We start from the raw sequence: 21,836 nt of genomic DNA, 5'->3' as shown, positions 1-21,836 counted from the left end.
GCCCGGTCAGCCCGGCTGGCCGAAGGCGCCGCGCTGGTAGTCCTGGTAGGCCTCGAGCACCTCGGCACGGGTGTTCATGACGAACGGGCCCGCCCAGGCGATCGGCTCGCGCAGCGGCCGGCCGCCGAGGACGACGACGTCCAGGCGCGGGCTGCGGCTCTCCTGGACGGCGTCGGCGGCGACGGTCAGGTAGTCGCCGGCGCCGAGGACGGCGGCCTGGCCGGTGCGGATCGGGCGGCCGTCGACGCCGACGGTGCCGTGGCCGTTCAGCACGTAGACCAAGGCGTTGAACTCGACGTCCCAGGGGAGCTCGAGGCGGGCACCCGGCTCGAGGGAGGCGTGCACGAACGTCATCGGGGTGTGGGTCGAGCCCGGGCCGGGGTGCCCGTCGACCACGCCGGCGATGACGCGCACGAGCACGCCGGCGTCGTCGGTGGTGAGCAGCCGGACGGCGCCGCCGCGGATGTCCTGGTAGGCCGGCGCGGTGCGCTTCTCGGCGCGGGGCAGGTTCACCCACAGCTGCAGGCCGTGGAAGAGGCCACCGGACTGCACCAGCCACTCCGGCGGGGCCTCGATGTGCAGCAGGCCGCTGCCGGCGGTCATCCACTGGGTGTCGCCGTTGGTGATGGTGCCGCCCCCGCCGTGGGAGTCCTGGTGGTCGAAGGTGCCGTCGATGATGTAGGTGACGGTCTCGAAGCCGCGGTGCGGGTGCCAGGGCGTGCCCTTGGGCTCACCGGGCGCGTACTCCACCTCGCCCATCTGGTCCATCATGATGAAGGGGTCGAGGTCGCGCAGGTCGATACCGGCGAAGGCCCGACGCACCGGGAACCCCTCGCCCTCGTAGCCCTGTGGAGCGGTCGTGATCTGGCGGACGGCGCGCGGCTGGTCGCCCAGGCCGGGGCGTCGGATGCGCGCCAGGGTGGTCAGGTCGTCGACGGTGATCGCGGGCATCGCTACCTCCGGAGGCTGGTGGGGTGGTGTCGTCCTCAACAGTGGTTGAACATTGAATGTTCCCGGGTGCGGGAGGGTGCGGAGTCACCGGCCGCCCGGTGACTCATGCCATCGGTCAGGCAAGTCTTGCGTCGCAACCCGACAGACTCAGCTGACCAATCTGCGACCGTCGACCCCATCTGCACCACTGGTCACACTCGACAGGCGAAACTGCCCGGAATCGGGCCGATCGGGGCCGGAATCGGCCAGTTTCCCCGGCCGGCCGGGGAAACTGGCCGCCGCCCACCTCACGCCGCCGGCCACCACACCGAGAACACACTCCCCTCCCCCACCTGCGAGCGCACCGAGATCCGCCCGCCGCTGCGATCGAGCACGCCCTGGATGATCGAGAGCCCCAACCCGCTGCCGGGGATGGCCTGGCGCTGGGCGAGGGAGGAGCGGAAGAACCGGGTGAAGAGCAGGCCGACCTCGTCGGCCGGGATCCCGATGCCGGTGTCCTCCACCTCGAGCCGCACCCCGGGGACGCCGTCCTCCGACGACGCGGGCGCCACCCGCACCCGCACCCGTCCGCCGCTCGGGGTGAACTTCACCGCGTTCCCGACGAGGTTGATGACCACCCGCTCCACCAGGTCGGGCGGGACCCGCACCCGGGCGGCCTCCGCAGGCAGATCGACGGCGAGGTCGATGCCGGCGTGCTCGGCGGCCGGGGCCACGACCGCACAGCCGGTCGCGACCGGCCCGCCCACCTCGACCGGCGCGACCTCCGGTGGCGGCTCGGCGAGGAGGTCGCCCATGCCCTGCAGGCGCGAGAGCACCAGCAGGTCGTCGATGAGGGAGAGCAGCCGTCGGCTGTTGCCCGCGATGCGGCCCACCGCCTTCTCCTGGTCGGGGAGCATCGGCCCGAAGGAGCCGTCGGTGAGCATCTCCAGGTAGCCGAGGATGCTGGTGATCGGCGTCCGGAGTTCATGGCTGACGCTGGAGACGAACGCGTCCTTGACCGCATCGACCTCCCGCATCCGCTCGAGCGCCTCCTCCAACGCCTGCTGGGTGCGCACCCGTTCGGTGATGTCCTCGGAGGTGCTCAGGTGCCCGACCACGAGCCCGCGGTCGTCGACCACGCGGCTCAGCGTCATCGAGTGGGTGCGCACCTCGCCGTCGCGGCGCACGAAGTCGATCTCGGTACCGGCCATGTCGGGGTGCATCAGGCGGGCGGCGACGACGGAGAAGTCCGCCTCCACCCCCAGCTGTTCGGCCAGCCGGCCGACCTCGGAGGCGGGATGCAGCGGCTCGGTGCGCTGGCCGAGCACCTCGGCGGCGGTGTAGCCCAGCAGCCGCTCCGCGCCGGGGTTGAAGAGGGTGATCCGGCCGTCCGGCCCGGTGCCGATGATCGCGACACCGTGGGTGCTGCGCACGATCCGGTCGAGGGTGTCGCGCTCGGAAGCGGCATGCCGGCGGGCCTCGATGTGCTGGCCCACGCGGATGAGCAGCGGGATGACGAGCAGCGAGCAGGAGGCCGCGTACGCCGCCAGCAGGATCCCGCGGACGTCGGTAGCGAGGCCGAGGTCGCGCGGCGCGGCGGCGTACGGGCCGAGGTCCGAGGAGGTCGTGACGACGGCGAAGGCGAGGACGGCGAGGAGCTGCGCCAGCGCCTCGCGCGGCCGGATCCGCAGCGCGCCCCAGGCCAGCACCGGGATCGCCAGGAAGGTCAGCGAGGGCAGGTCGCGGGGCAGGAAGACCAGCGGGGTCACCACCAGCACGAAGGCCCATTGGAGACCGCGCTCGACCGGTCCGGCGATGGCGCCGTGCTCGGGCAGGTCGGCGAAGAGCGGCGGCAGCACCAGCTGGCTGGCGAGCTGGGAGGAGCCGAGCGCGAGGGCGACGATCACCGGCGTCCCGAAGCCGGTGACCAGCGATGTCAGCGCGCCGGCCGACCCGCCCACCAGACCACCGGCGAGCGCCGCGAGGAGGTAGCGGGCGAGGTCCTCGTCGGTGCGCAGCCGCCACGACCGGCGTCCGGCGCCGGTCAGCAGCAGCGCCACCACCACGCAGTCGGCCGCGACGCCCAGCCCGTAGCCGACGGCGACCCCGACCGGACGCCCGCCGCCGGCGATGCTCGTGGCGGCGATCGCGGCGAGGACGACGGCGGCCGGTGCGAGCAGGCGCCGCGGAACGCCGATGAGCCCGACGGTCGCGAGCCCGACGGGCCACAGGCCGATCGCATGCCCGTTCGCCGGCGCGGCACGCGTGGCCGTCCACCCCACCACCAGGCACACGAGCGCGAGGGCGGACAGCGCGAGGGCGCGCCGCTCGGCGATCGGCCGGATCCAGGCAGGCCTCATCGACAGCCTCCCCCCTCCCCGAGCCGGGCCGACGGGGAGCAGTCGATCACGGCGAGCAGGCCCACGTCCCGGGAATGGGCGGGGTCCACCGTTACCGTGAGCCGGTGTCGAACGCCGTGAGCCCCGCAGCCAGCCGCTCCAGCTACGACGTCGTCGTCGTCGGAGGTGGTCACAACGGCCTGGTCGCGGCCGCCTACCTCGCCCGCGCGGGGCGCAGCGTGCTGGTGCTCGAGCGTCTGCCGCATGTCGGCGGCGCGGCCGTGTCGGCGGCCGCGTTCAGTGGGCACGACGTCCGGCTCTCGCGCTACTCCTACCTCGTCTCGCTGCTCCCGGAGCGGCTCGCGGCCGAGCTCGAGCTCGACCTGCGCCTGACCTCGCGGCGCACGGCGTCCTTCACCCCGACGCTGCGCGACGACGTCCCAGGCGGTCTCCTGGTCGAACGGCCGGAGGGACCGGCCACGGCGGCGTCCTTCCGGGCGGTCACCGGCGGGGACGACGAGTACGCGGCCTGGCAGGGGTTCTACCGCGAGGTCGAGGCGCTGGCCGGCGTGGTGGCGCCGACGCTGATGGAGCCGCTGCCCCTCGATCGCGACCTGCGCGAGCAGGTCGAGGCGGTCGCGCCCGGCATCTGGAGCGACCTGGTCGAGCGGCCGATCGGGGAGGCCGTCGAGCGTCGCTTCCGCGACGACACGGTCCGCGGCGTGGTCGCCACGGACGCCCTCATCGGCACCTTCGCGTCGTTGCACGACCCCTCGCTCGTCCAGAACCGCTGCTTCCTCTACCACCTCATCGGCAACGGCACCGGCGAGTGGAGGGTCCCGGTCGGCGGGATGGGCGCGGTCACCGGCGCCCTCGCGGCCCGGGCCGCCGCCGCGGGGGCCGAGCTCCTCACCGGCGCGGGTGTGGCCGCGATCCACGCCGACGGCAGCGGGCCGGCCGAGGTCGTGTGGGACGACGCCGCGGGCCGCCACGCCGTCCGGGCCCGGCACGTGCTCGCCAACGTCGCCCCGTGGGTGCTCGACATCCTGCTGGGCCGGCCGGAGGACCCCGCCACCAAGCCGGTCGGGGCCCAGCTGAAGATCAATCTGCTGCTCGACCGGCTGCCCCGGCTGCGTTCAGGTGTCGACCCCGAGGTCGCCTTCGCCGGCACGCTGCACCTCGGCGAGGCCCTCTCCGACCTCGAGGCGGCCTACCGCGATGCCGCCGCCGGGCGGGTGCCTGAGCGGATGCCCGGCGAGGTCTACTGCCACTCCCTCACCGACCCCTCGATCCTCGGCGTCGACGACCGCGCCGCGGGGCGCCACACCCTCACCTACTTCGGGCTGCACACCCCGGCCACCCTCTTCGAGGCCGACCCCGGCGCGAAGGCGCTCGCCGTCGAGCGGGCCCTGGCCGCCCTCGACCTGCACCTGGCCGAACCGCTCGCCGACTGCCTGGCCACCGACGCCGAGGGACGCCCGTGCATCGAGGCGAAGATCCCGCAGGACGTCGAGGCCGACCTCGCCATGCCGGGCGGGCACATCTTCCACGGCGATCTCGAGTGGCCCTGGGCCTCGGGCCGCGCCCGCCTGGAGACCCCTGCCGAGCAGTGGGGGGTGCAGACCGGTGTGCCGGGCGTCCTGCTGTGCGGCTCGGGCGCACGCCGGGGCGGCGCCGTGTCCGGGCTCGGGGGCCACGATGCGGCCCAGGCGGTGCTCGCCGAGGGCTGAGGCCGCACACCCCCTCCGGGTGCCCGCCGATTTCTCCGCATCGCTCCGCGCTGGTAACGTTCTCGTCGCTTCACCACGCGCCATTAGCTCAATTGGCAGAGCAGCTGACTCTTAATCAGCGGGTTCGGGGTTCGAGTCCCTGATGGCGTACCACCTCCCTCAACCGCGAGGAACGTAGAGCCCCCGCCCGGAGCAATCCGGCGGGGGCTTTCGCCATTTCCGCGCTCGTCGGTGTACCCGAGGAGGTAGGGCTCCGACACGTCGAGGAGGGGCGCGAGTCGCTCGATCTCCGAGAGCGAGAACTCAAGCTCGCCCGTGGTGCGACGCGAGAACGCGGCGCTACTCATCCCGAGTTCCCGAGCGAGCTTCAAGGCGGTGAGCCGGTTCTCGGCGATCACGCCTCGAACACGCCTCGCCACGATCGACGCCCGGGGCTCCGGTCCTAGGTCTAGTGCGGTCGTCATGGCGAAGAATCTACCGCATAGCGGAACGATTCGCGATGGGTGAGTAGGCGTCTCTCTCAGCGCGACACGCCGACACGCGGCGAAATGCCGTGGAATCTCTCCGCTATCCGCCAATCTCTCCGCTATGCGGAAAACATCACGTGCGGCGATTGCCGCGAACGTCCGGGCCGAACTGGCGCGACGGCGTGTCGCCGCCGGCCACCTCGGCGCCGAGATGGGCCTCTCGCCGGCCGCCATGTCGCGCCGACTCAACGGCGACGTCGAGTTCACCGTCGGCGAACTCCAGACGATCGCCGGACGCCTCGGCGTCCCCCTCGACCTCCTCCTCGCCGAGAAGGCCACGGCATGAGCGCCCCGACGTCGCGCCCGGCGCGCGAGGACCGTCCGACCCGCGCACGCCGGGGCCCGCGCCAGCCTCGCCGCGAGACCTCCGCCTACGTCGACACCTCGCCGCGTCGCCGAGCCGAGCACCGAGCCGCCGTCGCCCTCATCGCCGAGGCGGCACGCCGCCGCCGCGACCAGATCGGCGAGGTCAACTGATGCGCGCCCGCCGCTCGGTCCTCGCCCGGGTCGACTGGACCGTCGCCGCCGTGTTTCTCGGCTCCGCCGTGTTCGTCGTCCTCGTCTGGTCCGGGTGCGTCGTCGCCGTCCAGGACCTCAGCGTCCCGCCGTCGACGACCCTGACCGCCCCTCAGTGGATCCTCGGCGGCATCGCGATCGGTGTCCCGGTCGCCGCGCTCGCCGCGATCGTCACCCGCGCTCGCCCACCTCAACGACGGCGCTAACCCGTCCCCACGACCCGCCCTGTCGGGGTCAACGTCACCGCCCGCGTACTCACTCCACGGGAGACACGGATCGAAGGGCGTCGCACGGCCATAGCCCGGTTTCCCCTTTCGCCGGGCCCGCGACCCCTGCCCCGACAGGGCATCCCCGCACGCCCTCAGCACACCACCACCGAACGGAGAACTCCGCCCATGAGCACCGGACCCCGACCCTTCGACCACCACGCCGCCGCGGACCTCGCCGACGCGCTCCCGCCGATCGACTACGCCCCCATCGGGCGCACCGCCTCCGGCGTGTTCCCCGACGTCGTCACGATCACGCCCGACGAGATCGCGCACGCCGAACGCGCCTCCACGAAGATGCTCCTCGCGCTCGCCGCGACCGGCCGCCACACCTACGCCGGCACCGTCGGCGACGTCGAGGTCGCCCGCCGCCGCGCCGCGAACCGCCGCCAGCGCGCCGCCCGCCGGATCGCCCGGAAGGCGGCGCGCCGATGACCGGCCGTAGCGAGGAGGAGGTCCGGCTCGCGGCGCAGGTCGGTGCTCACGTCTCGTGGGCCAACACCCCGGACCGTTCCGCCCGAACGGCCCCTGCTCGCGCTGCCCTCGCTCGGAAGTTCCTCGACGAGGCGGGCGGCGATCCTGACCGTGCCGAGCAGCTACGGAAGGCGCACTTCGCGAACCTCGCCCTCAAGTCGGTCCAGGCGCGCCGCAAGCTGCGCGAGGCGTCTGCCGTGCTCGACGCCGAGCTCTCCGACCCTGTCCTCAACATCGGGCCGCGCGGAGCCGGAGGCAACGGCGGCGCGACCGTCATCGGGTTCCCCGCCGTCGCCGTCGCCGCCGGCGGCGGCGGAGGCGGCGGCACCACCGTCCTCGCCCCGGCGTCCGCACCGGAGCCCTATCACCTGTTCGTGGGCCGGTCCCTCGACGGCGCCACCGAGTACGCGGTCCACGTCTGGCCCGACCAGGGCACCGCGCAACTCGACGAGCGCCCCGCCGGGTCCGGCGACACGTGGCGCCCGACCGCCCGCCTCGCCGTCGAGGAGGTCTGACCCATGAGCCTCGTCCTGTTCCTCGCGATCGTCGGCCTCTGCGCGACCGGCGCCCTCCTCGCCGAGAAGCTCGGCCGCGCCGATCAGGTCCGCGCGCTCGTCGAGGAGCGCAACGCCTCCGACCGCGCGGCCGCCCGGGAACGCGCCCGCGCCGACGGTCTCGCCGACGACCTCATCGCCGCCGACCTCGCGATCGACTACCTCGCCCGCCGGCTCGCCGCCGTTGACCCCGCCGCTGCGCCCCCGACGTTCGCCGAAGCCGCCGCCCGGATCGCCGCCGTCGACCTCCTCACGAACGAGGCCCGCCGATGACCCACATCATCCGCACGACCGCCGGGGAACTCCTCACGCTCCTCGTACCCGTCGTCCCCCACCTCCCTGAACGGCACGACCTCCCGGGCCTGTCGCAGGTCCCCGTTGTCGCCGTCGACGGCTACCTCGTCGCCTCCGCCACGAACCGGTACACGGCCGGATTCCAGCGGGTGAAGCTCGCGACCCCACCGCAACCGGGCGCCGCGTTCCGGCTCCTCGCCGAGGAGGCGCACGGTCTGATCAGGCTCCTCGAGCACGCCGAACCGTCCGCCCGGGTCACTGTGCTCGTCGAGGACACCGGCGCCGGTCAGATCGCCGTCGACCCCGGCGTCCTGCCCGACTTCCCCGGCGGCGCGTCGATCGAACTCGCCGCCCCCGAGGCGACCGGGATCACGCCCCTCCTCCCGCGCCTCGACCGGATGATCCCCGCGGTCTCACCCGAGAACGTCCACGCTGGCCGGTCCCGAATGTTCGTCGACCTCCGCCGCATCGAAGCGTTCACCGCCGCCGTCGAGGTCAACACCGTCACACGAGGAGTCGGAGCGCACGCCGAGCTCGTCGAGAACGTCCCCTCGCTCACCTTCCCCGACGCCGGCGGAAGCGCGATCGCCGTCGAGATCGGCCCCGACTTCCTCGGGCTCCTCATGCCCCACATGCCGCGAGGCGGAGCCGACCCCGACACCGCTCCGGCCGGGTCCTGGCGCTCGTTCGCCGCCGAGGCCCACGAGGTCGCCGCCGCCGCCCACCACACCCACGCCCGCAACTACCGCGCGGCACAACCGCGCCGCCGCTGACCGCAGCACACCGACCGCACCACCACGGAAGGAGCCGCCCCGATGCCACGCACACCCACCGCGACCCGCTACCTCGAGCGCGCGACACAGAACCTCGCCCTCGCCCTCAGCGAAGGCGCCACCCCGACCGACGTCTACGCCGTCGCGCTCGCCGCCACCACCGGCGGACGACCCACCGACCACACCGACGCCGCCCACGACGTCCGCGAGTTCGCCGAGGCGATCCGATGACCGCCGCCGCCGAGACCACCGAGCCCACGACCGGCCGACCCCGGTTCGCGCCCGTCGACGACGACACGTTCGACCTCCTCCACATGGTCGCCGACGTCGACGACCCGCTCCCCGTCCGCGCGACCGACGTCGCCGTGTTCCTCAACGCCTGCGAGACCGACGCGACCACCCACGGCGGCGTCGTGTCGGTCAACCGGGTCCGCGCCCTCATCGCCGCCGGCGACCACGAGATCCCACCGAACCGGTTCTCCTCGTTCTGGGCCCGGTGGTCCGGGGGCCCGACGTGCCCGATGCGGGTCGCGACGACCCGCGACGTCACCGACCCGTGGGAGGTGTGCGCCGGCTCCGGCCCTCGAGCCGGGAACGACGGCAAGCCCTACCGCCTCCGGATCTGGACCGGGTTCCGCACCCCGACCGACGACCCCCGGGCCGCCGACTACAAGCCCCGCCAGCGCCGCAACCACAACCGCCGCCGCCCGAAGTCGCCCGCCCCGACCGCTGAGACGGCGAACGCATGACCGCCGCCAGCATCCGCGCCGTCTCCTACGGCGGCGGCGTCCAGTCGACGGCGCTCCTCGTCCTGGCGGCGCAGGGCCGGATCGACTTCCCGCTGTTCCTCATGGCGAACGTCGGAGACGACAGCGAGCACCCCGACACCCTGCGGTACGTCCGCGAGGTCGCCGCCCCCTACGCCGACGACCACGGGATCGAACTCGTCGTGCTCGACCGGGTGAAGCGCGACGGCACGGTCGAAACCCTGTGGGGCCGGCTGATGCGGGAAGGCTCGCGGTCTCTCCCGATCCCGGTCCGCATGAGCAACGGCGCCCCCGGCAACCGCTCGTGTACGGCCGACTTCAAGATCCGCGTCATCGGCAAGGAGTTGCGGCGTCGCGGCGCGACCGCGGAGACCCCCGCCACCGTCGGCATCGGGATCAGCCTCGACGAGATCCAGCGCGCCAACACGCGCCGCGTCAACGACTACGAACGCGTCGTCTACCCGCTCGTCGGGATCGGCGAGGAGACCGGCCTCAAGCTCCGTCGCGACGACTGTTCGCGGATCATCGCCGAGGCCGGCCTCCCGGTGCCGCCGAAGTCGTCGTGCTTTTTCTGCCCGTTCCACCGCCCGACCGCGTGGGCCGACCTCGCGCGCGAACACCCCGACCTCTGGCAGAAGTCGATCGAGCTCGAGGAGACCCTGAACCAGCGCCGCGACATGCTCGGCAAGGATCACGTCTACCTGACCCGGTTCGGTGTCCCGCTCCGTGAGGCGATCGACACCGAGCAGCCGCTCCTCCCGCTCGTCGGCATCGACGGCGAGTGTGACTCCGGGTGGTGCTTCACATGAGCGCCGACACCACCACCGACCAGGGTCCCCGCATCGGGTCCCTGTTCCACGGGTACGGCGGTCTGGACATGGCGGTCCGGAACGTCCTCGGCGGCACGCTGGCATGGGTCTCCGACGTGTGCCGGTTCTACGACGACGGCACCGTCGGCCACTACGAACCGCACCGCGGACCGTGCCGCCTGATCGAACACCACCATCCGGGCGTGCCGAACCTCGGCGACGTCGCCGCCGTCGACTGGACGACCGTCGAACCGGTCGACGTCATCACCGGCGGGTCACCGTGTCAGGACCTGTCCGCCGCCGGGAAGCGCGCCGGCATGTCCGACGGCACCCGCTCGAATCTGTGGGTTGCGATGCGCGAAGCGATCGCGGTCCTCCGTCCGTCCCTCGTCGTATGGGAGAACGTCCGTGGCGCCTACTCCACCCGAGCCGATAGCGGTCTGGAATCCGACCCTCGACTGTTGGCTGAGGTACGACGACGAGACGGAGACCCTGTTCTCCGCGCCCTCGGTCGTGTTCTCGGAGACCTTTCCGATCTCGGGTACGACACGGCATGGCACGGCCTACCGGCTTCCCGAGTCGGCGCTCCTCACCCCCGGTTCCGAGTCTTCCTCGTCGCCGCTCCTGCCGACCCCGGCGGCCTACGACGGGGAGCGTGGTGGCCCGCAGGACCCGGAGAAGCGGAAAGCGGGAGGTCACTCAATCTCGCTACAGGACGTCGCGACAAACCTCTGACCGTCCTCCCGACCCCGACCGCCCGCGACCACAAGGGCCACAACCAGCGCGGCTCGTCGGGTGACCTCATGCTCCCGTCGGCGGTGCAGCAGCTCCTCCCGACGCCGTCCGTCGCCGACGGTATGGGCGGTCACCTGACCCGGTCGGGCGAGCGGGGCGGGGAGTTGCTGCTCCCCGGTCTCGCGAAGGCCCACGCGGAGGGGAAGCTCCTCCCGACTCCGGCGGCGCACGAACCGGGCGGCACCGCCGAGCAGTACCACGCTCGCCTCAAGGCCCACGACGGCCGCGAGTCCACGTTCCTGCCGCTCTCCATGGCGGTCCAACTCCTCCCGACCCCGACGACCCGGGACGCCGCCGCGTCGGGAGGGTCGACGCCGTCCGCCGTGACCCTGACCGACGCGATCGTCCGCACCGACCTCGGTCGGCAGGACAACCCGCGCCACCTCCTCCCGACCCCGACCGCGATGGACCGGGCGGGCGCTGTCGCCGATCGCCGCGAGGAGTCCGGTCATGGGCCGATGCTCCGCGACGTCCCGTTCCTCCTCCCGACCCCGACAACCGAACCGGATACCGGCAACGGGCACGCCCGCAACCTCGGCGCCGAGGTGAAGCCCGCCGCGTGGGGCGACTACGCCGGCGCGGTCCGACGGTGGGAGGCCCTCACTAGGCCCGCGCCGTCGCCGACGGAGATCGGGCCGAAGGGCGCCCCGCGCCTGTCCGCCCGGTTCTCCGAGTGGATGATGGGCGTCCCGGCCGGGTGGATCACCGACGTCCCCGGGATCACCCGGAACGAGGCCCTCAAGCTCGCCGGTAACGGCGTCGTCCCACAACAAGCCGAGGCGGCGCTGCGGATCCTCCTGCCCGTGCTGATCCGGTGGGGAGTGGCCGCGTGACCCCGCTACCCGACGTCACCCGCGCGTCGATCGCGCCCCTCCCGACCGACCTCTCCGAGTCGGTGTTCCTCGCGCGCGTCGTGTCGCTCTGCAAGCTCGAGCGGCTCCCCTACTACCACACCCACGACTCACGGCGCTCCGTCGCCGGGTTCCCCGACCTGGCGATCCTCGGGCCCCGCGAACTCGTGGTCGCCGAACTCAAGACCAACAAGGGCCGCACCACCCCAGAACAACGGGCGTGGCTCACCGGCCTCGAAGCCGCCGGGATCCGGGCGTTCCTCTGGCGCCCCGCCGACTGGCTCGAGATCAACGAGGTCCTGCACGACCTCGCCCACCCGTCCGCCGCCGAAGGAGGCGCGCCCGTGTCCGTCACGATCCGCCACACCCCCACCGTCCACCGGACGGCGTCCCTCACGTCCGCCGAGACCGAATGTTGCTGGCGGCCGGTCCGGGCGCTCCCGATCGGCGACACCGTCACCCTCTCCCCCGGCCTCGTCACGTGCCGCGACACCACCGGCACCGGACCCGCCTCGACCGCCACCACACGACGCCGCACCACCGGCGCCCGCACGACCGAACCTCCCGAACCGCTCGTGTTCTGAGCCCATGCCGAAGCTCTCGCCGGACAAGCGGGCTTCCGGCCCGAAGTCCTTCGGCGACCCCGACGCCGGACGCCTCTACGGCTCCGACAAGTCGAAGCGGTGCGTCTCCTGCGGGAACTGGCTCACCGACCAAGCCGCCGCCGCCGGCGAGACACATCACCCGTGCTGCACCACCAACGCCCGCCGCCTGATCGCGACCTCCGAGGCCGCGATCCGGAAGGCCCGCGCCACCCGCACCCGCCGCCCCACACCCTGAACGGAGAACCCGCCCCGTGTGGTTCAAGCTCGACGACAAGTTCCACGAGTGGCCCGAGATCCACGACCTCCTCGTCCCTCCCGACCGCGACCCCGAAGCCCTCGACGAGCTCCTCGCGCTCGCCGCGGTCGGCCTCTACGCCCTCACCGGGTCATGGTCCGGTGACCAACTCTCCGACGGCGTCATCCCCGAGCACGTCCTCCGCCGATGGGCCCCCACCGAAGCCCCGAAGCTGACCCGCCTCCTCCGCGCCGCCGGCCTCTGGAAACCCCACGACCCCGACAAGCCCCGCCGCGTCGTGTTCACCCGATGGGCCCCCGACCAACCGCTCCGCGCCGACGTCGAAGCCGACCGGCTCGCCGCGAAGACCCGGCAAGCGTTCTACCGCGACAAGGCGCTCAAGGCCGCGATCGACGAACGCGACCAGGACCGGTGCCGCTACTGCGGGACCCTCGTGAACTGGACCGACAAGCGGTCCGCCGGCGGCGGCACCTACGACCACGTCGTCCCCATCGTCGAGGGCGGCCGGAACACCCTCGAGAACGTCGTCGTGTGCTGCCGCGGATGCAACGGCCGCAAGGGCGGGCGCTCCCTCACCGACGCCGGCATGAAGCTCCTCAAGGCCGGATCCCTCGGCGCCCCGGTCATCGACGCCCCCACCTCCGCGACCGCCGACCGCGACGACCCCGACGCCTCCCTCGCCGACGACCACACCCCGGGCCCTGTCACCAGAAACACCGGGGTCCTCATCGGGTCGGGTCGGGTCGGGTCGGGGGCCGAAAACGTACCCGGTGTGTCACCAAGTACGGCCACCACCACGGACCACGCGACCACCACCGCCACCACGGACCCGGGAGGCGACCAGTGACCACCACCCGCCCCGCCCCCATCCCGGTCATCGTCTGCGACCGCTGCGAGTTCGCCCCCCCCGCCCGGTTCGGCGGATCCGCCCTCACCGACCCCGTCCCTGAGACCGCCCGTCAGCAGGAGCTCATCGCCGCCGGGTGGCTCCTCACCAACACCCGTGACCTCTGCCCCCGCTGCAACCGACCCGGCATCAACCACGAAGGAGTCGAATGACCATGAAGGCAATCACCGTCCGCCAGCCGTGGGCGTGGGCGATCGCGCACGGCGGGAAGACCGTCGAGAACCGATCCCAGGCGTTCACCTACCGAGGAACGCTCGCGATCCACGCCGGCCACACCTCCGCCCCCGCCGCCGCGTTCGACACCGTCGACCGGATCGTCGGCCCGGCCTCCGACCCGTGGGAACGCGACCACCGGGTCGGCGCGATCGTCGCCGTCACCACCCTCGTCGACGCCCACGTCGCCACCGCCGAATGCTGCCCCGGGAACCCGTGGGCCGAACGCCCCGACCAGGCCCCCGAGCACCGCCGGAACCGCCTCACACACCTCGTCCTCACCGACACCTACGCCCTCGACGACCCGATCCCCAACGTCGGCGGGAAGCTCGGCCTCTGGTCCCTGACGCCTGTCGTCGGCGTTGACCAGATCGATGCCCTCCTCGCCATGTACCGCGACCAGTTCCCCGCGGTCGCGTCCCTGCGGAAGATCCTCGCCGCGTCCGGAGGTGCCCGATGACCGACCCGACCCCCGACCCCGACCGCGCGTCCGTCTTGCTCGCCGCGATGGAGGACGCCGTCGGCCCGCTCCCCATCCGCGCGATGGAATGGGCGACCAAGCACCTCGAGCGGACCGCCGGCTTCGACCTGGACGAGACCGACGACCCCCGGTTCGACCCGCTCATCGAAGCGCTCACCGAGGCCGCGGAACTGATCCGTGACCTCGTTCGCGCCCACCTCGCCACGATCACCCCGACGGGAGACGGCCGATGAACGACCACACCACCGACCACGCCGCCGCCGCCCCCGAGCGGCCCATGACCCGCGAGGAGGCCCTCGCCGTGCTCGGCGTCCTCGGCCGCGCCGGCTCGCCGCTCCCGGTGATCCCGTGGCAGCACGTGAACGGCAGCCGGGCCGCTCTCCGGGTGCTCGCCCGGAATGCCCTCAAGGCAGCAGGCCCTACCTCGACCTACGCGGGCGCGACCCTCTACCGCCTCGTCATCAAGGCAGCGACGGTCCTCGGCATCGCCGACGACCTTCCGCACCCGGCAGGCGTCGCGGAGATCCTCAACGACACCTCCGACGCCGCCGCCGTCCCCGACCTTCGGGACACGAAGCCCGTCGCCCGGCCGCGGACATACGTGTTCGCCCCGGACCGCGCCCGAGCGCTCGCCGTCTGCGATCTCTACGGGGTGCCCTTCGGTGCCCGAGCGACACTCGTCGTCTACCCGCGCGTGGTGAACCGGATCCGCGGCTACTCGATCAAGCCGACCGACCGGATCGTGTGGGCGCCGCCGTGGTCGGGCCTCGACGACCTGCCAAGCGACTTCCGCGCCGCCCTCGCGCCGGCTTTCGTGACGCTCGACGTCTGGGCGTTCGAGCGGCTCACGAACGGGGCCCGCCGATGAACTTCGACGCCCCCGCTCTCGCGCTCGCGTGGCTGTCCGTCGCGCAGGCATCCGGCTCGGACTCCACCCTTCCGACCCTCGACCGGACCGTCGCGGTCGAGACCTTCCCGACCGGGGTCCGGCTCGTCGCGACCGACCGTTACGTCCTCCTGACCGCATGGGTTCCGGCCCTCGACGCCGACACCGTCGACGAGCCCACCCTCGCCGAGGCCCCCGACCGGGTCGTCGTCACTCAGGACGCCGACGCACGCGGCACCGGGCTCCTCTCCTACGCCCTCAAGCGGGCCCGCCTCGGGAAGGACGACGAGGTCCCGTTCGGCGACCTCGTCGTAGACCTCGCGTTCGACGTCCGGCTCCCCGTCGAGGCCGGCGCCGACGAACCCCTCGACGGGCTCGAGCCGACGTTCGCGGTCCTCGCGATCCCCGACGTCGAGACCGTGTTCCTCCCGATCGTCGTCTCCGACTACCCCGACTGGCGGCGCCTCCTCGACGGGTTCGACCCGGTCACGACCGACCGGATCGCGCTCCCTCTCGAACGCCTCTCCCGGCTCGGCGCGCTCCGCCGATGGAACGACGGCCCGCTCCGGTGGACGTTCGGCGGGGAGACCTCCGTAGCCCGCGTGACCCTCGGCATGGACTACCTCGAGTCACGGGTCCACACCGACCGCGCCCCACGGGTTCAGGGGCTCGTCATGCCGTCGAAGTGGACGATCGGGGAACCGACCCCCGAGCCCCGCCGCCGACCCGTCGCCGAGGATCTACGCGACACCTCCGGCGTCTCCGTCCTCGCGCCCGGCTCCGACGGCTCTCTCAAGGTCGTCGACCCGATCGACCGGACCCTCCTCGCCGACGCCGCCGAGCTCGTCGTCACGACCCGGTTCGGGTCCACGGCGATGATCCAACGGAAGCTGAGGATCGGGTACGCGCTCGCCGGCCGCGTCATGGACGAACTCGAACGCCTCGGCATCGTCGGACCCGCCGACGGCACGAACGCCCGCGACGTCCTCGCCGACCGGATAACCACCCACCTCGCCCGCGCGCTCGCCGGGGAGGCCGCCGGTGTCTGAGCTCGTGCCCGCCGACCAGATCGAACGCATCGTCGGCGCCCGCCGCCACCCTCACCAACACCTCGCCCGCGCCGTCACCGCCGAGCGCACCGTCTACCTCCTGCACTCGGAGCGATGCCGGGACACGACCCCCGACCTCCGGACGTGCCCCTACTCGGTCGCCCTCGACGCTGGGATCGACCCCGACGACTGGCGTGACCACGAAGACGGCCCCGTCGTCGTCGCGATCATCCGCGATCGCCTGTTCCCGGTCATCCCTCAATGGCTCACCGACTACGCCCTCTACGCCCTCCCAGGCCCCGCCGCCGAATGGGTCACCGCCGCCCTCCTCCGCGCAGCGCAGGCAGGCCGCCCATGAGCCGACGCCGCAACGCGCACCGCGACACCCCCACCGCCCCGACGGAACGGATCTGCGCGACCTGCGAGGACGAGCCCGTCGGACACCCCGACGCCCTCCATTGCGACACGTGCGGGGACCGGTTCACCGGCCACCTCCGATCGCTCCTCCCGACCGTCAACCCCGACCGGTACGCGACCGGCGTCGACCACGTCCAAGCGCCCGACCGATGCGCCTACCCGAGACCCCTCGCCACCGAACCCGGCCTCTGGGACACCGTGCTCTCCGTCATCGTCGGGGAACGCGGCATCGACTACGCCGCACTCGCCACCGCCGGCCGATCCGGGAAGGGCTCCGCCGCCCGGAAGTCGACGAAGATCACCGACCCCGACGACCCCATGGTCGGGACCACCGCCGTCGAGACCGGCCTCGTCCTCAACACCGCCGCCGTCGACGCCGCCCACGACCTCGAGCGGCTCCTCGCCCACACCGTCGGCCGCGCCGGCTCCCGAGGCCACCGCCTCCGCTCCACCGCCCCCGACGGCTGGCGCGCCGGCGACGGCAAACCTCGCCGCGCCGAACACCTCGCCCCCGACCTCGCCGCGTGGCTCCTCTGGCGCGCCGACGCGCTCCTCGAACACCCCGAGTTCACCACCGTCCCCGGCGCCCTCGACCACGCGATCGAACGCCTCCTCCACGTCATCGACACCCGCCCCCGCGAACGCCTCCCCTACGGCCCCTGCGACGCCTGCACCGGCGGCACCCTCACCGCCGCACCAGGCCGCCGGATCGCGTGGTGCGACAACTGCGACACCGGCGCCTACACCGCCGACGTCCTCGACACCGCGCTCCCCGCCTACTTCGACCGACGCATGACGATCGTCGACACCGTCCGCCTCCTCCGCGGCTACGGCATCGACGACCGCCCCGAGAAAACCCTCCACGCCCTCCTCCGGCAATGGGTCCGCCGCGACCTCGTCGACGTCGACGACACCGGCCTCCCTCGCTTCGGCGACGTCTTCGACCGCCTCACCACCACACAGGAGCCCGCATGACCACCGACCACACCCTCACCTCCGCCGAGGAGTTCGTCGCGTATCACGACGAGCAGATTGCGCGGGCGGTGCTCGCGCACTTCCTGAACCTCGGGACTCAGACGGGGTCGTGTTCGCTGTCATCGGAGCAGGTCCGCGCCGCCGTCCGCGCCGCCGTCCGCGCCGCCGCCGACGCGGACGCCGTCCTCACGAAGCTCTCGACGACCCTCGCGACACCATCGGCCCCGGTCACGGTCGAGGATCTCGCCCGGCTCGCCCGCACGATCGCCGAGACCACCGATACCCCGATCGCTGACGTCGCTCGGAGCCTCAACCGCGCCGCGACCGAACCCCTCCGGGCCGGCCCGGTCCTCGGGTCGTTCCCCACCCCCCCAACCTTCCTCGGCCTCGACGTCGTCGTCTCCCCACACGCGACGATGCCCCCGTCTCCGGGGGAGTGGGCGCGCCGCTACGTCCGGCACGGCATGGCCGAAGTCCTCCACTGGCTCGGCGAGGACGTCGGCCCCGCCCCCGACGACCCGGTCCCGGTCGTCATCGTCACCGACGCGCTCGCGCTCATCACCACCGCCCGCATGGCCGCGACGATCCGCGACGCCGCCCACTACGCGGCGATCACCGCCATATGACCGCCCGGATCTGCGCGTGGTGCCGAGGCCCCATCCCCGACCATGCTCGCCGCGACTCCGTCACCTGTTCCAAGCGATGCCGACAGGCCCGGCACCGGTTCACCACCACCGTCGGCACCGGAACACCCGTCGCCCATGGCCAGCCGCGACGCCTCGCCTACGCCGACCCGCCATATCCCGGCCTCTCCGCCCGCTACTACGGCACCCACCCCGACTACGCCGGCGAGGTCGACCACGCCGCGCTCGTCGCGTCGCTCACGGCCGACTACGACGCGTGGGCGCTTTCCACCTCCGCCGCCGCGCTCCCCGAGATCCTCGCCCTCTGCCCGCCCGGGTCCAGGGTCGCCGCGTGGTTCCACGGCTCCCGCCCGAACAAGCTCGCCCGCCGCCCCGTCAGCACATGGGAGCCCGTGATCTACGGCGGCGCGATCGCCGTCGCACCAGGTCAACCCGACGCGTCGCGTTTAGCAGCTCGGCGACGCGAGGACGCCCTCATCGCACCCGCTCGCGCCCGCACCACCGACCCCAACCGCGTGATCGGAGCGAAGCCCGCCGCGTTCTGCCGATGGGTCTTCGACCTTCTCGGCGCCACCCCCGCCGACCACTTCACCGACCTGTTCCCCGGCTCCGGCGGCGTCCTCCGAGCATGGGAAGCGTTCGCCGCGACGCAACGCGACACGTCACCGCCGGCGGATCCGACGCGTCACACCGGCGCGACACGACACGCCGCCGCCGAACCCCAATCCCTCGACCTCACCGGACCCGTGTCACACTAGGCGGCGGGTCACAAACCCAACCCAGACACCGGAGCCCCCGGAGGCGATCACCGCCCCGGGGGCTCTGCCGTTCCCGGACGACGGGGAGGTCGAACCCCCCATGGCCGGCGACTACACGAGCACGCACCAGTGGCGACGACTCAAGGCCCGCGTCATCGCCCTCGAGCCCGTCTGTCAGCTTGCCCTCCCGGGGATCTGCACCGGCACCTCCGAGACCGCCGACCACATCATCCCGGTAGCCGACCGACCCGACCTGACGTTCACCCGGTCGAACCTCCGCGGCGCGTGCGGCGCCTGCAACCGCCGCCGCTCGAGCCTCCCGGACGCGCTCGTCGCCCGGCCCGGTCACGACCCGCTGAGCGTGTTCCGGTGACCCGCTCCCGGATCGTCGTCGTCACTGGCCCGCCCTGCGCTGGGAAGTCGACGCACGTCCGCCGCCACGCGACGCCGGACGACGTCGTGGTCGACCTCGACGAACTCGCCCGCGCGCTCGGTCATCCCGAGTCTCACGTCGACCCGCTCGCGCCTCCGACCCCCGCCGCCGATCTCGCCCGCTCGCTCCGCGCCGACCTGATCCGCCGCGCCACCGCAGGCGCTCTCGCGCGCCGGGGGACGGTGTGGATCGTCGACGCCCGGCCGTCGCCGACGTCGCTCGCGATCTACCGCCGCGTCGGCGCCGTGGTCGTCGCCCTCGACGCCCCGCCCGCCGAGCTTCGACGGCGCGCCGTCGAAGCCGGCCGCCCCGAGTGGACGCTCGACCGGATCGCCGCGTGGGACCAGCCGACACCGCCCGCCGCATCCGTGTTCAGGTGAGTAGGGTCTCCGCGCGCTTGTCAAGGCACCCCCTCGAAAAAATCTGAGCGAGCCGCAACTCGCGCGGGACAACCCGCGCCAGGTATCCCCCCGAGTTCGCACCGGGCGCGCGCGCGTGCCATGCCGGTTCGGAGGTTTGTCAAGTGAGCGGTCCGGATTCTGATACGTCACCGTCGCCGATCGACGGGCTAGGTCCGCGCGGTGCTCGGCTGTGGTCGGCGTTCGGCCGGGCGCTCGGGACGCCGGGCGGCGAGGTCGCGCTCGAGGCGTGCCGGATCGCCGACCGGCTCGACGACCTCGACGAGGTGATCGCCGGGAAGGGCGTCCTCCGCCTCATGCAGTTCCGCCTTGGTCTCGACTTCACCGACGACGAGCGGAACGAGCGGACGGTGAAGGTGACCGTCGAGATCGGCGGGGTCCTGGCGGAGGCGCGTCAGCAGGCGACCGCGTTCAAGGCGCTTGTCGAGAAGCTCGGACTCGACGAGAAGGCGAAGCCCTCGGGTGAGGAGGTGTCTCCGCTTGCTGCCGTCATCAAGCTCGTCCGCGACTCCGCCGGTGGTGGTGCCGTATCGGCCGGCGCCGACCCTGCGGGCGATAGCTGACGGGGCGGTTGACTTCACCCTCGGTCCGCTCGCGTGCCAACTCTCCGCGGGCTACGGGCTGACGCCGGAGGACTGGCAGGCCGACGTTGTGACGTGCTCGCTCGCGCGGACCGCGGCGGGCCGGTGGGCCGCGAAGTTCGTCAAGGTCCTCGTCCCCCGGCAGAACGGGAAGAACGGGATCATCGAGGTCCTCGAGTTGTTCGGCCTCGTGGTGCTCGGTCTCCGGATTCTGCACACGGCGCACGAGGTGAAGACGGCGCGGAAGGCGTTCGTCCGGCTCGCGGCCATGTTCGACAACGAGGACCGGTTTCCCGAGCTCTACGTCCTGGCGAAGGAGATCCGTCGGGCGAACGGTCAGGAGGCGATCCTCCTCCACGCGGCGGATTGCGGACCGCAGGGGCACGCGAACACGCGGTGCGGATGCGAGGGCGGCGCGTCGGCGGAGTTCATCGCGCGGACCCCGGGGTCGGGTCGTGGCTTCACCGTCGACTGGCTGATCTGCGACGAGGACCAAGACCTCACCGACGAGGAGTTCGCGGCGCTCCAGCCGACGGTGTCGGCGGCGCCGTCGGGCGACCCGATCCGGTTCCTGTTCGGCACGCCACCGGATCCGGACAAGCCGGGTCAGGGCAAGGGTGAGGTCGCGATGCGGAAGCGTCGGCAGGGGTTCGCCGGCGAGGATCCGCGGCTGACCTGTTTCAACTGGGGCGCGCCGGATGGGCCGATGCCGGACGTCGGCGACGACGCCCTGATCGAGGCTTACAACCCGGCGGTCGTGACGGGTCGGATGAACATCGAGGAGCCGCTCGCGGAGCGGTCCAGTTCGTCCCCGCGCATGTACGCCCGGGAGCGTCTCGGGTGGTGTGGTGATCCGGCGACGAAGGCCGGCGGCGTCATCAACATGAACACGTGGGCGGGTGGGCGCGTGGATGCGCCGGCTCCGTCGACGGCGGCTGTCGTGGTGGACGTGTCGCCGACCCTCGAGTGGTCGGCGGTTGGTCTGGCGGGCGCCGGGCCGGGCGCCGGGCCGGGCGCCGGGGAGATCCTCGTCCTCGTCGATCAGACTCCGGGGACGGGCGAGGTCGTCGACACGCTGACCCGGTTGGTCATCGGTGACGAGGCGGCGGGGATTGAGCCGCGGATCTCGCTCCCGGTGGTGCGGGACGAGAAGGGTCGTCCGTCGCTCATGCCGGTCTGGCTGACGCGGAACGCGCTCGTGTTCTCGGATGCGTTGACGGCGGCGGGGATCCCGTGGCGGGAACTCGGGTCGACCGACCAGGGTCGCGGGTGTACGGCGTTTCAGGAGTTCGTGAAGGCGGGTCGGATCAAGCACGCCGGTCAGCCGGAGCTCGCGGCGGCGGTGCGGAATGCTCGGACGAAGTTCGTCGGGCTCACTCAGCATTGGGACCAGCGCGATCCGACGATCGACATGACTCCGCTCGTGTCGGTGTCGTGTGCCGCTCAACGGTGGGCGGCGGCCTCGGCGGCTCCGTCAGCCGCTCCCCCTTCGCCGGTGGGGATCTCTGCCAGCGATGCGACTTCGGCGCGCACGAGCGTCCCGGATTGGAACTCGGTTCCCCTGTGAGCGCAATGACCTTGGGAGGT

The 21,836-nt window shown here is 72.7% G+C and carries 30 protein-coding genes, 1 tRNA gene and 2 pseudogenes; 30 read left to right on the top strand and 3 right to left on the bottom strand.

Annotated features, from left to right (window positions below):
• Nucleotides 1–6 precede the first annotated feature (6 nt).
• Nucleotides 7–951, bottom strand: coding sequence for a pirin family protein (locus ABD671_RS09270; protein WP_344733038.1), 945 nt, complete (start codon nucleotides 949–951; stop codon nucleotides 7–9).
• A gap of 287 nt (nucleotides 952–1,238) precedes the next feature.
• Entirely contained in the window at nucleotides 1,239–3,290 is a 2,052-nt protein-coding gene (locus ABD671_RS09265) for a sensor histidine kinase (RefSeq protein WP_344733037.1), read from the bottom strand.
• Nucleotides 3,291–3,394: 104 nt separating this feature from the next.
• On the opposite strand from ABD671_RS09265, the gene ABD671_RS09260 reads away from it, so the two are divergent.
• Entirely contained in the window at nucleotides 3,395–4,999 is a 1,605-nt protein-coding gene (locus ABD671_RS09260) for a phytoene desaturase family protein (RefSeq protein WP_344733036.1), read from the top strand.
• Between the two features lie 77 nt (nucleotides 5,000–5,076).
• Nucleotides 5,077–5,152 (top strand) — tRNA-Lys (locus tag ABD671_RS09255).
• Nucleotides 5,153–5,226: 74 nt separating this feature from the next.
• Here ABD671_RS09255 and ABD671_RS22330 read toward each other — a convergent pair.
• Nucleotides 5,227–5,463 (bottom strand): annotated as a pseudogene (locus ABD671_RS22330) (helix-turn-helix domain-containing protein); the annotation flags it as partial.
• 124 nt (nucleotides 5,464–5,587) lie between these two features.
• Between ABD671_RS22330 and ABD671_RS09250 the strand changes: the two are divergent.
• From ABD671_RS09250 to ABD671_RS09120, 28 genes and pseudogenes are all read left to right on the top strand, one after another.
• The gene (locus ABD671_RS09250; RefSeq protein ID WP_344733035.1) at nucleotides 5,588–5,812 is read left to right on the top strand and encodes a helix-turn-helix domain-containing protein; all 225 of its coding nucleotides are present in this window, start codon (nucleotides 5,588–5,590) and stop codon (nucleotides 5,810–5,812) included.
• On the top strand, nucleotides 5,809–6,003 hold the full coding sequence (locus tag ABD671_RS09245; protein ID WP_344733034.1) for a hypothetical protein: 195 nt from the start codon (nucleotides 5,809–5,811) through the stop codon (nucleotides 6,001–6,003). The genes ABD671_RS09250 and ABD671_RS09245 overlap by 4 nt, the downstream gene beginning before the upstream one ends.
• Complete coding sequence (locus tag ABD671_RS09240) at nucleotides 6,003–6,248, top strand: hypothetical protein (protein ID WP_344733033.1); 246 nt, start codon at nucleotides 6,003–6,005, stop codon at nucleotides 6,246–6,248. Before ABD671_RS09245 ends, ABD671_RS09240 begins: the two co-directional genes overlap by 1 nt.
• Nucleotides 6,249–6,437: 189 nt before the next feature.
• Nucleotides 6,438–6,743: a hypothetical protein gene (locus ABD671_RS09235; RefSeq protein ID WP_344733032.1), complete on the top strand. Its 306-nt coding sequence runs from the start codon at nucleotides 6,438–6,440 to the stop codon at nucleotides 6,741–6,743.
• Nucleotides 6,740–7,297 carry a hypothetical protein gene (locus ABD671_RS09230; protein ID WP_344733031.1) on the top strand — a complete coding sequence of 186 codons (558 nt, stop codon included), beginning with the start codon at nucleotides 6,740–6,742 and terminating at the stop codon, nucleotides 7,295–7,297. Before ABD671_RS09235 ends, ABD671_RS09230 begins: the two co-directional genes overlap by 4 nt.
• A gap of 3 nt (nucleotides 7,298–7,300) precedes the next feature.
• Nucleotides 7,301–7,609, top strand: coding sequence for a hypothetical protein (locus ABD671_RS09225; protein ID WP_344733030.1), 309 nt, complete (start codon nucleotides 7,301–7,303; stop codon nucleotides 7,607–7,609).
• Entirely contained in the window at nucleotides 7,606–8,403 is a 798-nt protein-coding gene (locus ABD671_RS09220) for a hypothetical protein (RefSeq protein WP_344733029.1), read from the top strand. The genes ABD671_RS09225 and ABD671_RS09220 overlap by 4 nt, the downstream gene beginning before the upstream one ends.
• Before the next feature lie 42 nt (nucleotides 8,404–8,445).
• Nucleotides 8,446–8,634 (top strand): hypothetical protein, encoded by a 189-nt coding sequence (locus ABD671_RS09215; RefSeq protein WP_344733028.1) that lies wholly within the window; start codon nucleotides 8,446–8,448, stop codon nucleotides 8,632–8,634.
• On the top strand, nucleotides 8,631–9,152 hold the full coding sequence (locus tag ABD671_RS09210) for a hypothetical protein (RefSeq protein WP_344733026.1): 522 nt from the start codon (nucleotides 8,631–8,633) through the stop codon (nucleotides 9,150–9,152). Before ABD671_RS09215 ends, ABD671_RS09210 begins: the two co-directional genes overlap by 4 nt.
• The gene (locus tag ABD671_RS09205; protein ID WP_344733025.1) at nucleotides 9,149–9,979 is read left to right on the top strand and encodes a hypothetical protein; all 831 of its coding nucleotides are present in this window, start codon (nucleotides 9,149–9,151) and stop codon (nucleotides 9,977–9,979) included. The genes ABD671_RS09210 and ABD671_RS09205 overlap by 4 nt, the downstream gene beginning before the upstream one ends.
• A pseudogene (locus ABD671_RS22325) lies at nucleotides 9,976–10,590 on the top strand (DNA cytosine methyltransferase); the annotation flags it as partial. The gene ABD671_RS09205 and the pseudogene ABD671_RS22325, both read left to right, overlap by 4 nt.
• Nucleotides 10,591–10,782: 192 nt before the next feature.
• Nucleotides 10,783–11,607, top strand: coding sequence for a DNA cytosine methyltransferase (locus ABD671_RS09200; protein WP_344733024.1), 825 nt, complete (start codon nucleotides 10,783–10,785; stop codon nucleotides 11,605–11,607).
• Nucleotides 11,604–12,209, top strand: coding sequence for a VRR-NUC domain-containing protein (locus ABD671_RS09195; RefSeq protein WP_344733023.1), 606 nt, complete (start codon nucleotides 11,604–11,606; stop codon nucleotides 12,207–12,209). The genes ABD671_RS09200 and ABD671_RS09195 overlap by 4 nt, the downstream gene beginning before the upstream one ends.
• A gap of 4 nt (nucleotides 12,210–12,213) precedes the next feature.
• Complete coding sequence (locus tag ABD671_RS09190) at nucleotides 12,214–12,465, top strand: hypothetical protein (RefSeq protein ID WP_344733022.1); 252 nt, start codon at nucleotides 12,214–12,216, stop codon at nucleotides 12,463–12,465.
• A 16-nt stretch (nucleotides 12,466–12,481) separates the two neighbouring features.
• A complete protein-coding gene (locus tag ABD671_RS09185; protein ID WP_344733021.1) occupies nucleotides 12,482–13,333 on the top strand; it encodes an HNH endonuclease in 852 nt (283 codons plus the stop codon).
• Nucleotides 13,330–13,545 carry a hypothetical protein gene (locus tag ABD671_RS09180; protein WP_344733020.1) on the top strand — a complete coding sequence of 72 codons (216 nt, stop codon included), beginning with the start codon at nucleotides 13,330–13,332 and terminating at the stop codon, nucleotides 13,543–13,545. The genes ABD671_RS09185 and ABD671_RS09180 overlap by 4 nt, the downstream gene beginning before the upstream one ends.
• Nucleotides 13,542–14,066, top strand: a complete 525-nt coding sequence (locus ABD671_RS09175) for an ASCH domain-containing protein (RefSeq protein WP_344733019.1) — start codon at nucleotides 13,542–13,544, stop codon at nucleotides 14,064–14,066. Before ABD671_RS09180 ends, ABD671_RS09175 begins: the two co-directional genes overlap by 4 nt.
• Nucleotides 14,063–14,320 carry a hypothetical protein gene (locus tag ABD671_RS09170; protein WP_344733018.1) on the top strand — a complete coding sequence of 86 codons (258 nt, stop codon included), beginning with the start codon at nucleotides 14,063–14,065 and terminating at the stop codon, nucleotides 14,318–14,320. The genes ABD671_RS09175 and ABD671_RS09170 overlap by 4 nt, the downstream gene beginning before the upstream one ends.
• Nucleotides 14,317–14,955, top strand: coding sequence for a hypothetical protein (locus tag ABD671_RS09165; protein WP_344733017.1), 639 nt, complete (start codon nucleotides 14,317–14,319; stop codon nucleotides 14,953–14,955). Before ABD671_RS09170 ends, ABD671_RS09165 begins: the two co-directional genes overlap by 4 nt.
• Entirely contained in the window at nucleotides 14,952–16,022 is a 1,071-nt protein-coding gene (locus ABD671_RS09160) for a DNA translocase FtsK (RefSeq protein WP_344733016.1), read from the top strand. Before ABD671_RS09165 ends, ABD671_RS09160 begins: the two co-directional genes overlap by 4 nt.
• The gene (locus ABD671_RS09155) at nucleotides 16,015–16,380 is read left to right on the top strand and encodes a hypothetical protein (RefSeq protein WP_344733015.1); all 366 of its coding nucleotides are present in this window, start codon (nucleotides 16,015–16,017) and stop codon (nucleotides 16,378–16,380) included. The genes ABD671_RS09160 and ABD671_RS09155 overlap by 8 nt, the downstream gene beginning before the upstream one ends.
• On the top strand, nucleotides 16,377–17,414 hold the full coding sequence (locus tag ABD671_RS09150; protein WP_344733014.1) for a hypothetical protein: 1,038 nt from the start codon (nucleotides 16,377–16,379) through the stop codon (nucleotides 17,412–17,414). Before ABD671_RS09155 ends, ABD671_RS09150 begins: the two co-directional genes overlap by 4 nt.
• Entirely contained in the window at nucleotides 17,411–18,040 is a 630-nt protein-coding gene (locus ABD671_RS09145) for a phage portal protein family protein (RefSeq protein ID WP_344733013.1), read from the top strand. The genes ABD671_RS09150 and ABD671_RS09145 overlap by 4 nt, the downstream gene beginning before the upstream one ends.
• Nucleotides 18,037–18,816, top strand: coding sequence for a hypothetical protein (locus tag ABD671_RS09140; RefSeq protein ID WP_344733012.1), 780 nt, complete (start codon nucleotides 18,037–18,039; stop codon nucleotides 18,814–18,816). The genes ABD671_RS09145 and ABD671_RS09140 overlap by 4 nt, the downstream gene beginning before the upstream one ends.
• Before the next feature lie 100 nt (nucleotides 18,817–18,916).
• Nucleotides 18,917–19,189, top strand: coding sequence for an HNH endonuclease (locus ABD671_RS09135; RefSeq protein WP_344733011.1), 273 nt, complete (start codon nucleotides 18,917–18,919; stop codon nucleotides 19,187–19,189).
• Complete coding sequence (locus ABD671_RS09130) at nucleotides 19,186–19,629, top strand: AAA family ATPase (RefSeq protein WP_344733010.1); 444 nt, start codon at nucleotides 19,186–19,188, stop codon at nucleotides 19,627–19,629. The genes ABD671_RS09135 and ABD671_RS09130 overlap by 4 nt, the downstream gene beginning before the upstream one ends.
• A gap of 143 nt (nucleotides 19,630–19,772) precedes the next feature.
• Complete coding sequence (locus ABD671_RS09125) at nucleotides 19,773–20,231, top strand: hypothetical protein (RefSeq protein ID WP_344733009.1); 459 nt, start codon at nucleotides 19,773–19,775, stop codon at nucleotides 20,229–20,231.
• Entirely contained in the window at nucleotides 20,185–21,816 is a 1,632-nt protein-coding gene (locus tag ABD671_RS09120) for a hypothetical protein (protein ID WP_344733008.1), read from the top strand. The genes ABD671_RS09125 and ABD671_RS09120 overlap by 47 nt, the downstream gene beginning before the upstream one ends.
• Nucleotides 21,817–21,836: the final 20 nt, after the last annotated feature.

The organism is Nocardioides fonticola, from assembly GCF_039536805.1.
GTDB classification, from domain to species: Bacteria; Actinomycetota; Actinomycetes; order Propionibacteriales; family Nocardioidaceae; genus Nocardioides; species Nocardioides fonticola.
The sequence above is the reverse complement of the archived record's forward strand: the minus strand, read 5'-3'. Positions and strand labels throughout refer to the sequence as shown.

Bases quoted from the DNA above. Each gene is read 5' to 3' on its own strand.
- ABD671_RS09270 (WP_344733038.1), bottom strand. From the start codon at position 951: ATGCCCGCGATCACCGTCGACGACCTGACCACCCTGGCGCGCATCCGA.
- ABD671_RS09240 (WP_344733033.1), top strand. From the start codon at position 6,003: ATGCGCGCCCGCCGCTCGGTCCTCGCCCGGGTCGACTGGACCGTCGCC.
- ABD671_RS09250 (WP_344733035.1), top strand. From the start codon at position 5,588: ATGCGGAAAACATCACGTGCGGCGATTGCCGCGAACGTCCGGGCCGAA.
- ABD671_RS09150 (WP_344733014.1), top strand. From the start codon at position 16,377: ATGAGCCGACGCCGCAACGCGCACCGCGACACCCCCACCGCCCCGACG.
- ABD671_RS09190 (WP_344733022.1), top strand. From the start codon at position 12,214: ATGCCGAAGCTCTCGCCGGACAAGCGGGCTTCCGGCCCGAAGTCCTTC.
- ABD671_RS09220 (WP_344733029.1), top strand. From the start codon at position 7,606: ATGACCCACATCATCCGCACGACCGCCGGGGAACTCCTCACGCTCCTC.
- ABD671_RS09230 (WP_344733031.1), top strand. From the start codon at position 6,740: ATGACCGGCCGTAGCGAGGAGGAGGTCCGGCTCGCGGCGCAGGTCGGT.
- ABD671_RS09245 (WP_344733034.1), top strand. From the start codon at position 5,809: ATGAGCGCCCCGACGTCGCGCCCGGCGCGCGAGGACCGTCCGACCCGC.
- ABD671_RS09265 (WP_344733037.1), bottom strand. From the start codon at position 3,290: ATGAGGCCTGCCTGGATCCGGCCGATCGCCGAGCGGCGCGCCCTCGCG.
- ABD671_RS09165 (WP_344733017.1), top strand. From the start codon at position 14,317: ATGAACGACCACACCACCGACCACGCCGCCGCCGCCCCCGAGCGGCCC.
- ABD671_RS09140 (WP_344733012.1), top strand. From the start codon at position 18,037: ATGACCGCCCGGATCTGCGCGTGGTGCCGAGGCCCCATCCCCGACCAT.
- ABD671_RS09175 (WP_344733019.1), top strand. From the start codon at position 13,542: ATGACCATGAAGGCAATCACCGTCCGCCAGCCGTGGGCGTGGGCGATC.
- ABD671_RS09235 (WP_344733032.1), top strand. From the start codon at position 6,438: ATGAGCACCGGACCCCGACCCTTCGACCACCACGCCGCCGCGGACCTC.
- ABD671_RS09210 (WP_344733026.1), top strand. From the start codon at position 8,631: ATGACCGCCGCCGCCGAGACCACCGAGCCCACGACCGGCCGACCCCGG.
- ABD671_RS09160 (WP_344733016.1), top strand. From the start codon at position 14,952: ATGAACTTCGACGCCCCCGCTCTCGCGCTCGCGTGGCTGTCCGTCGCG.
- ABD671_RS09225 (WP_344733030.1), top strand. From the start codon at position 7,301: ATGAGCCTCGTCCTGTTCCTCGCGATCGTCGGCCTCTGCGCGACCGGC.
- ABD671_RS09135 (WP_344733011.1), top strand. From the start codon at position 18,917: ATGGCCGGCGACTACACGAGCACGCACCAGTGGCGACGACTCAAGGCC.
- ABD671_RS09205 (WP_344733025.1), top strand. From the start codon at position 9,149: ATGACCGCCGCCAGCATCCGCGCCGTCTCCTACGGCGGCGGCGTCCAG.
- ABD671_RS09215 (WP_344733028.1), top strand. From the start codon at position 8,446: ATGCCACGCACACCCACCGCGACCCGCTACCTCGAGCGCGCGACACAG.
- ABD671_RS09145 (WP_344733013.1), top strand. From the start codon at position 17,411: ATGACCACCGACCACACCCTCACCTCCGCCGAGGAGTTCGTCGCGTAT.
- ABD671_RS09200 (WP_344733024.1), top strand. From the start codon at position 10,783: ATGCTCCCGTCGGCGGTGCAGCAGCTCCTCCCGACGCCGTCCGTCGCC.
- ABD671_RS09170 (WP_344733018.1), top strand. From the start codon at position 14,063: ATGACCGACCCGACCCCCGACCCCGACCGCGCGTCCGTCTTGCTCGCC.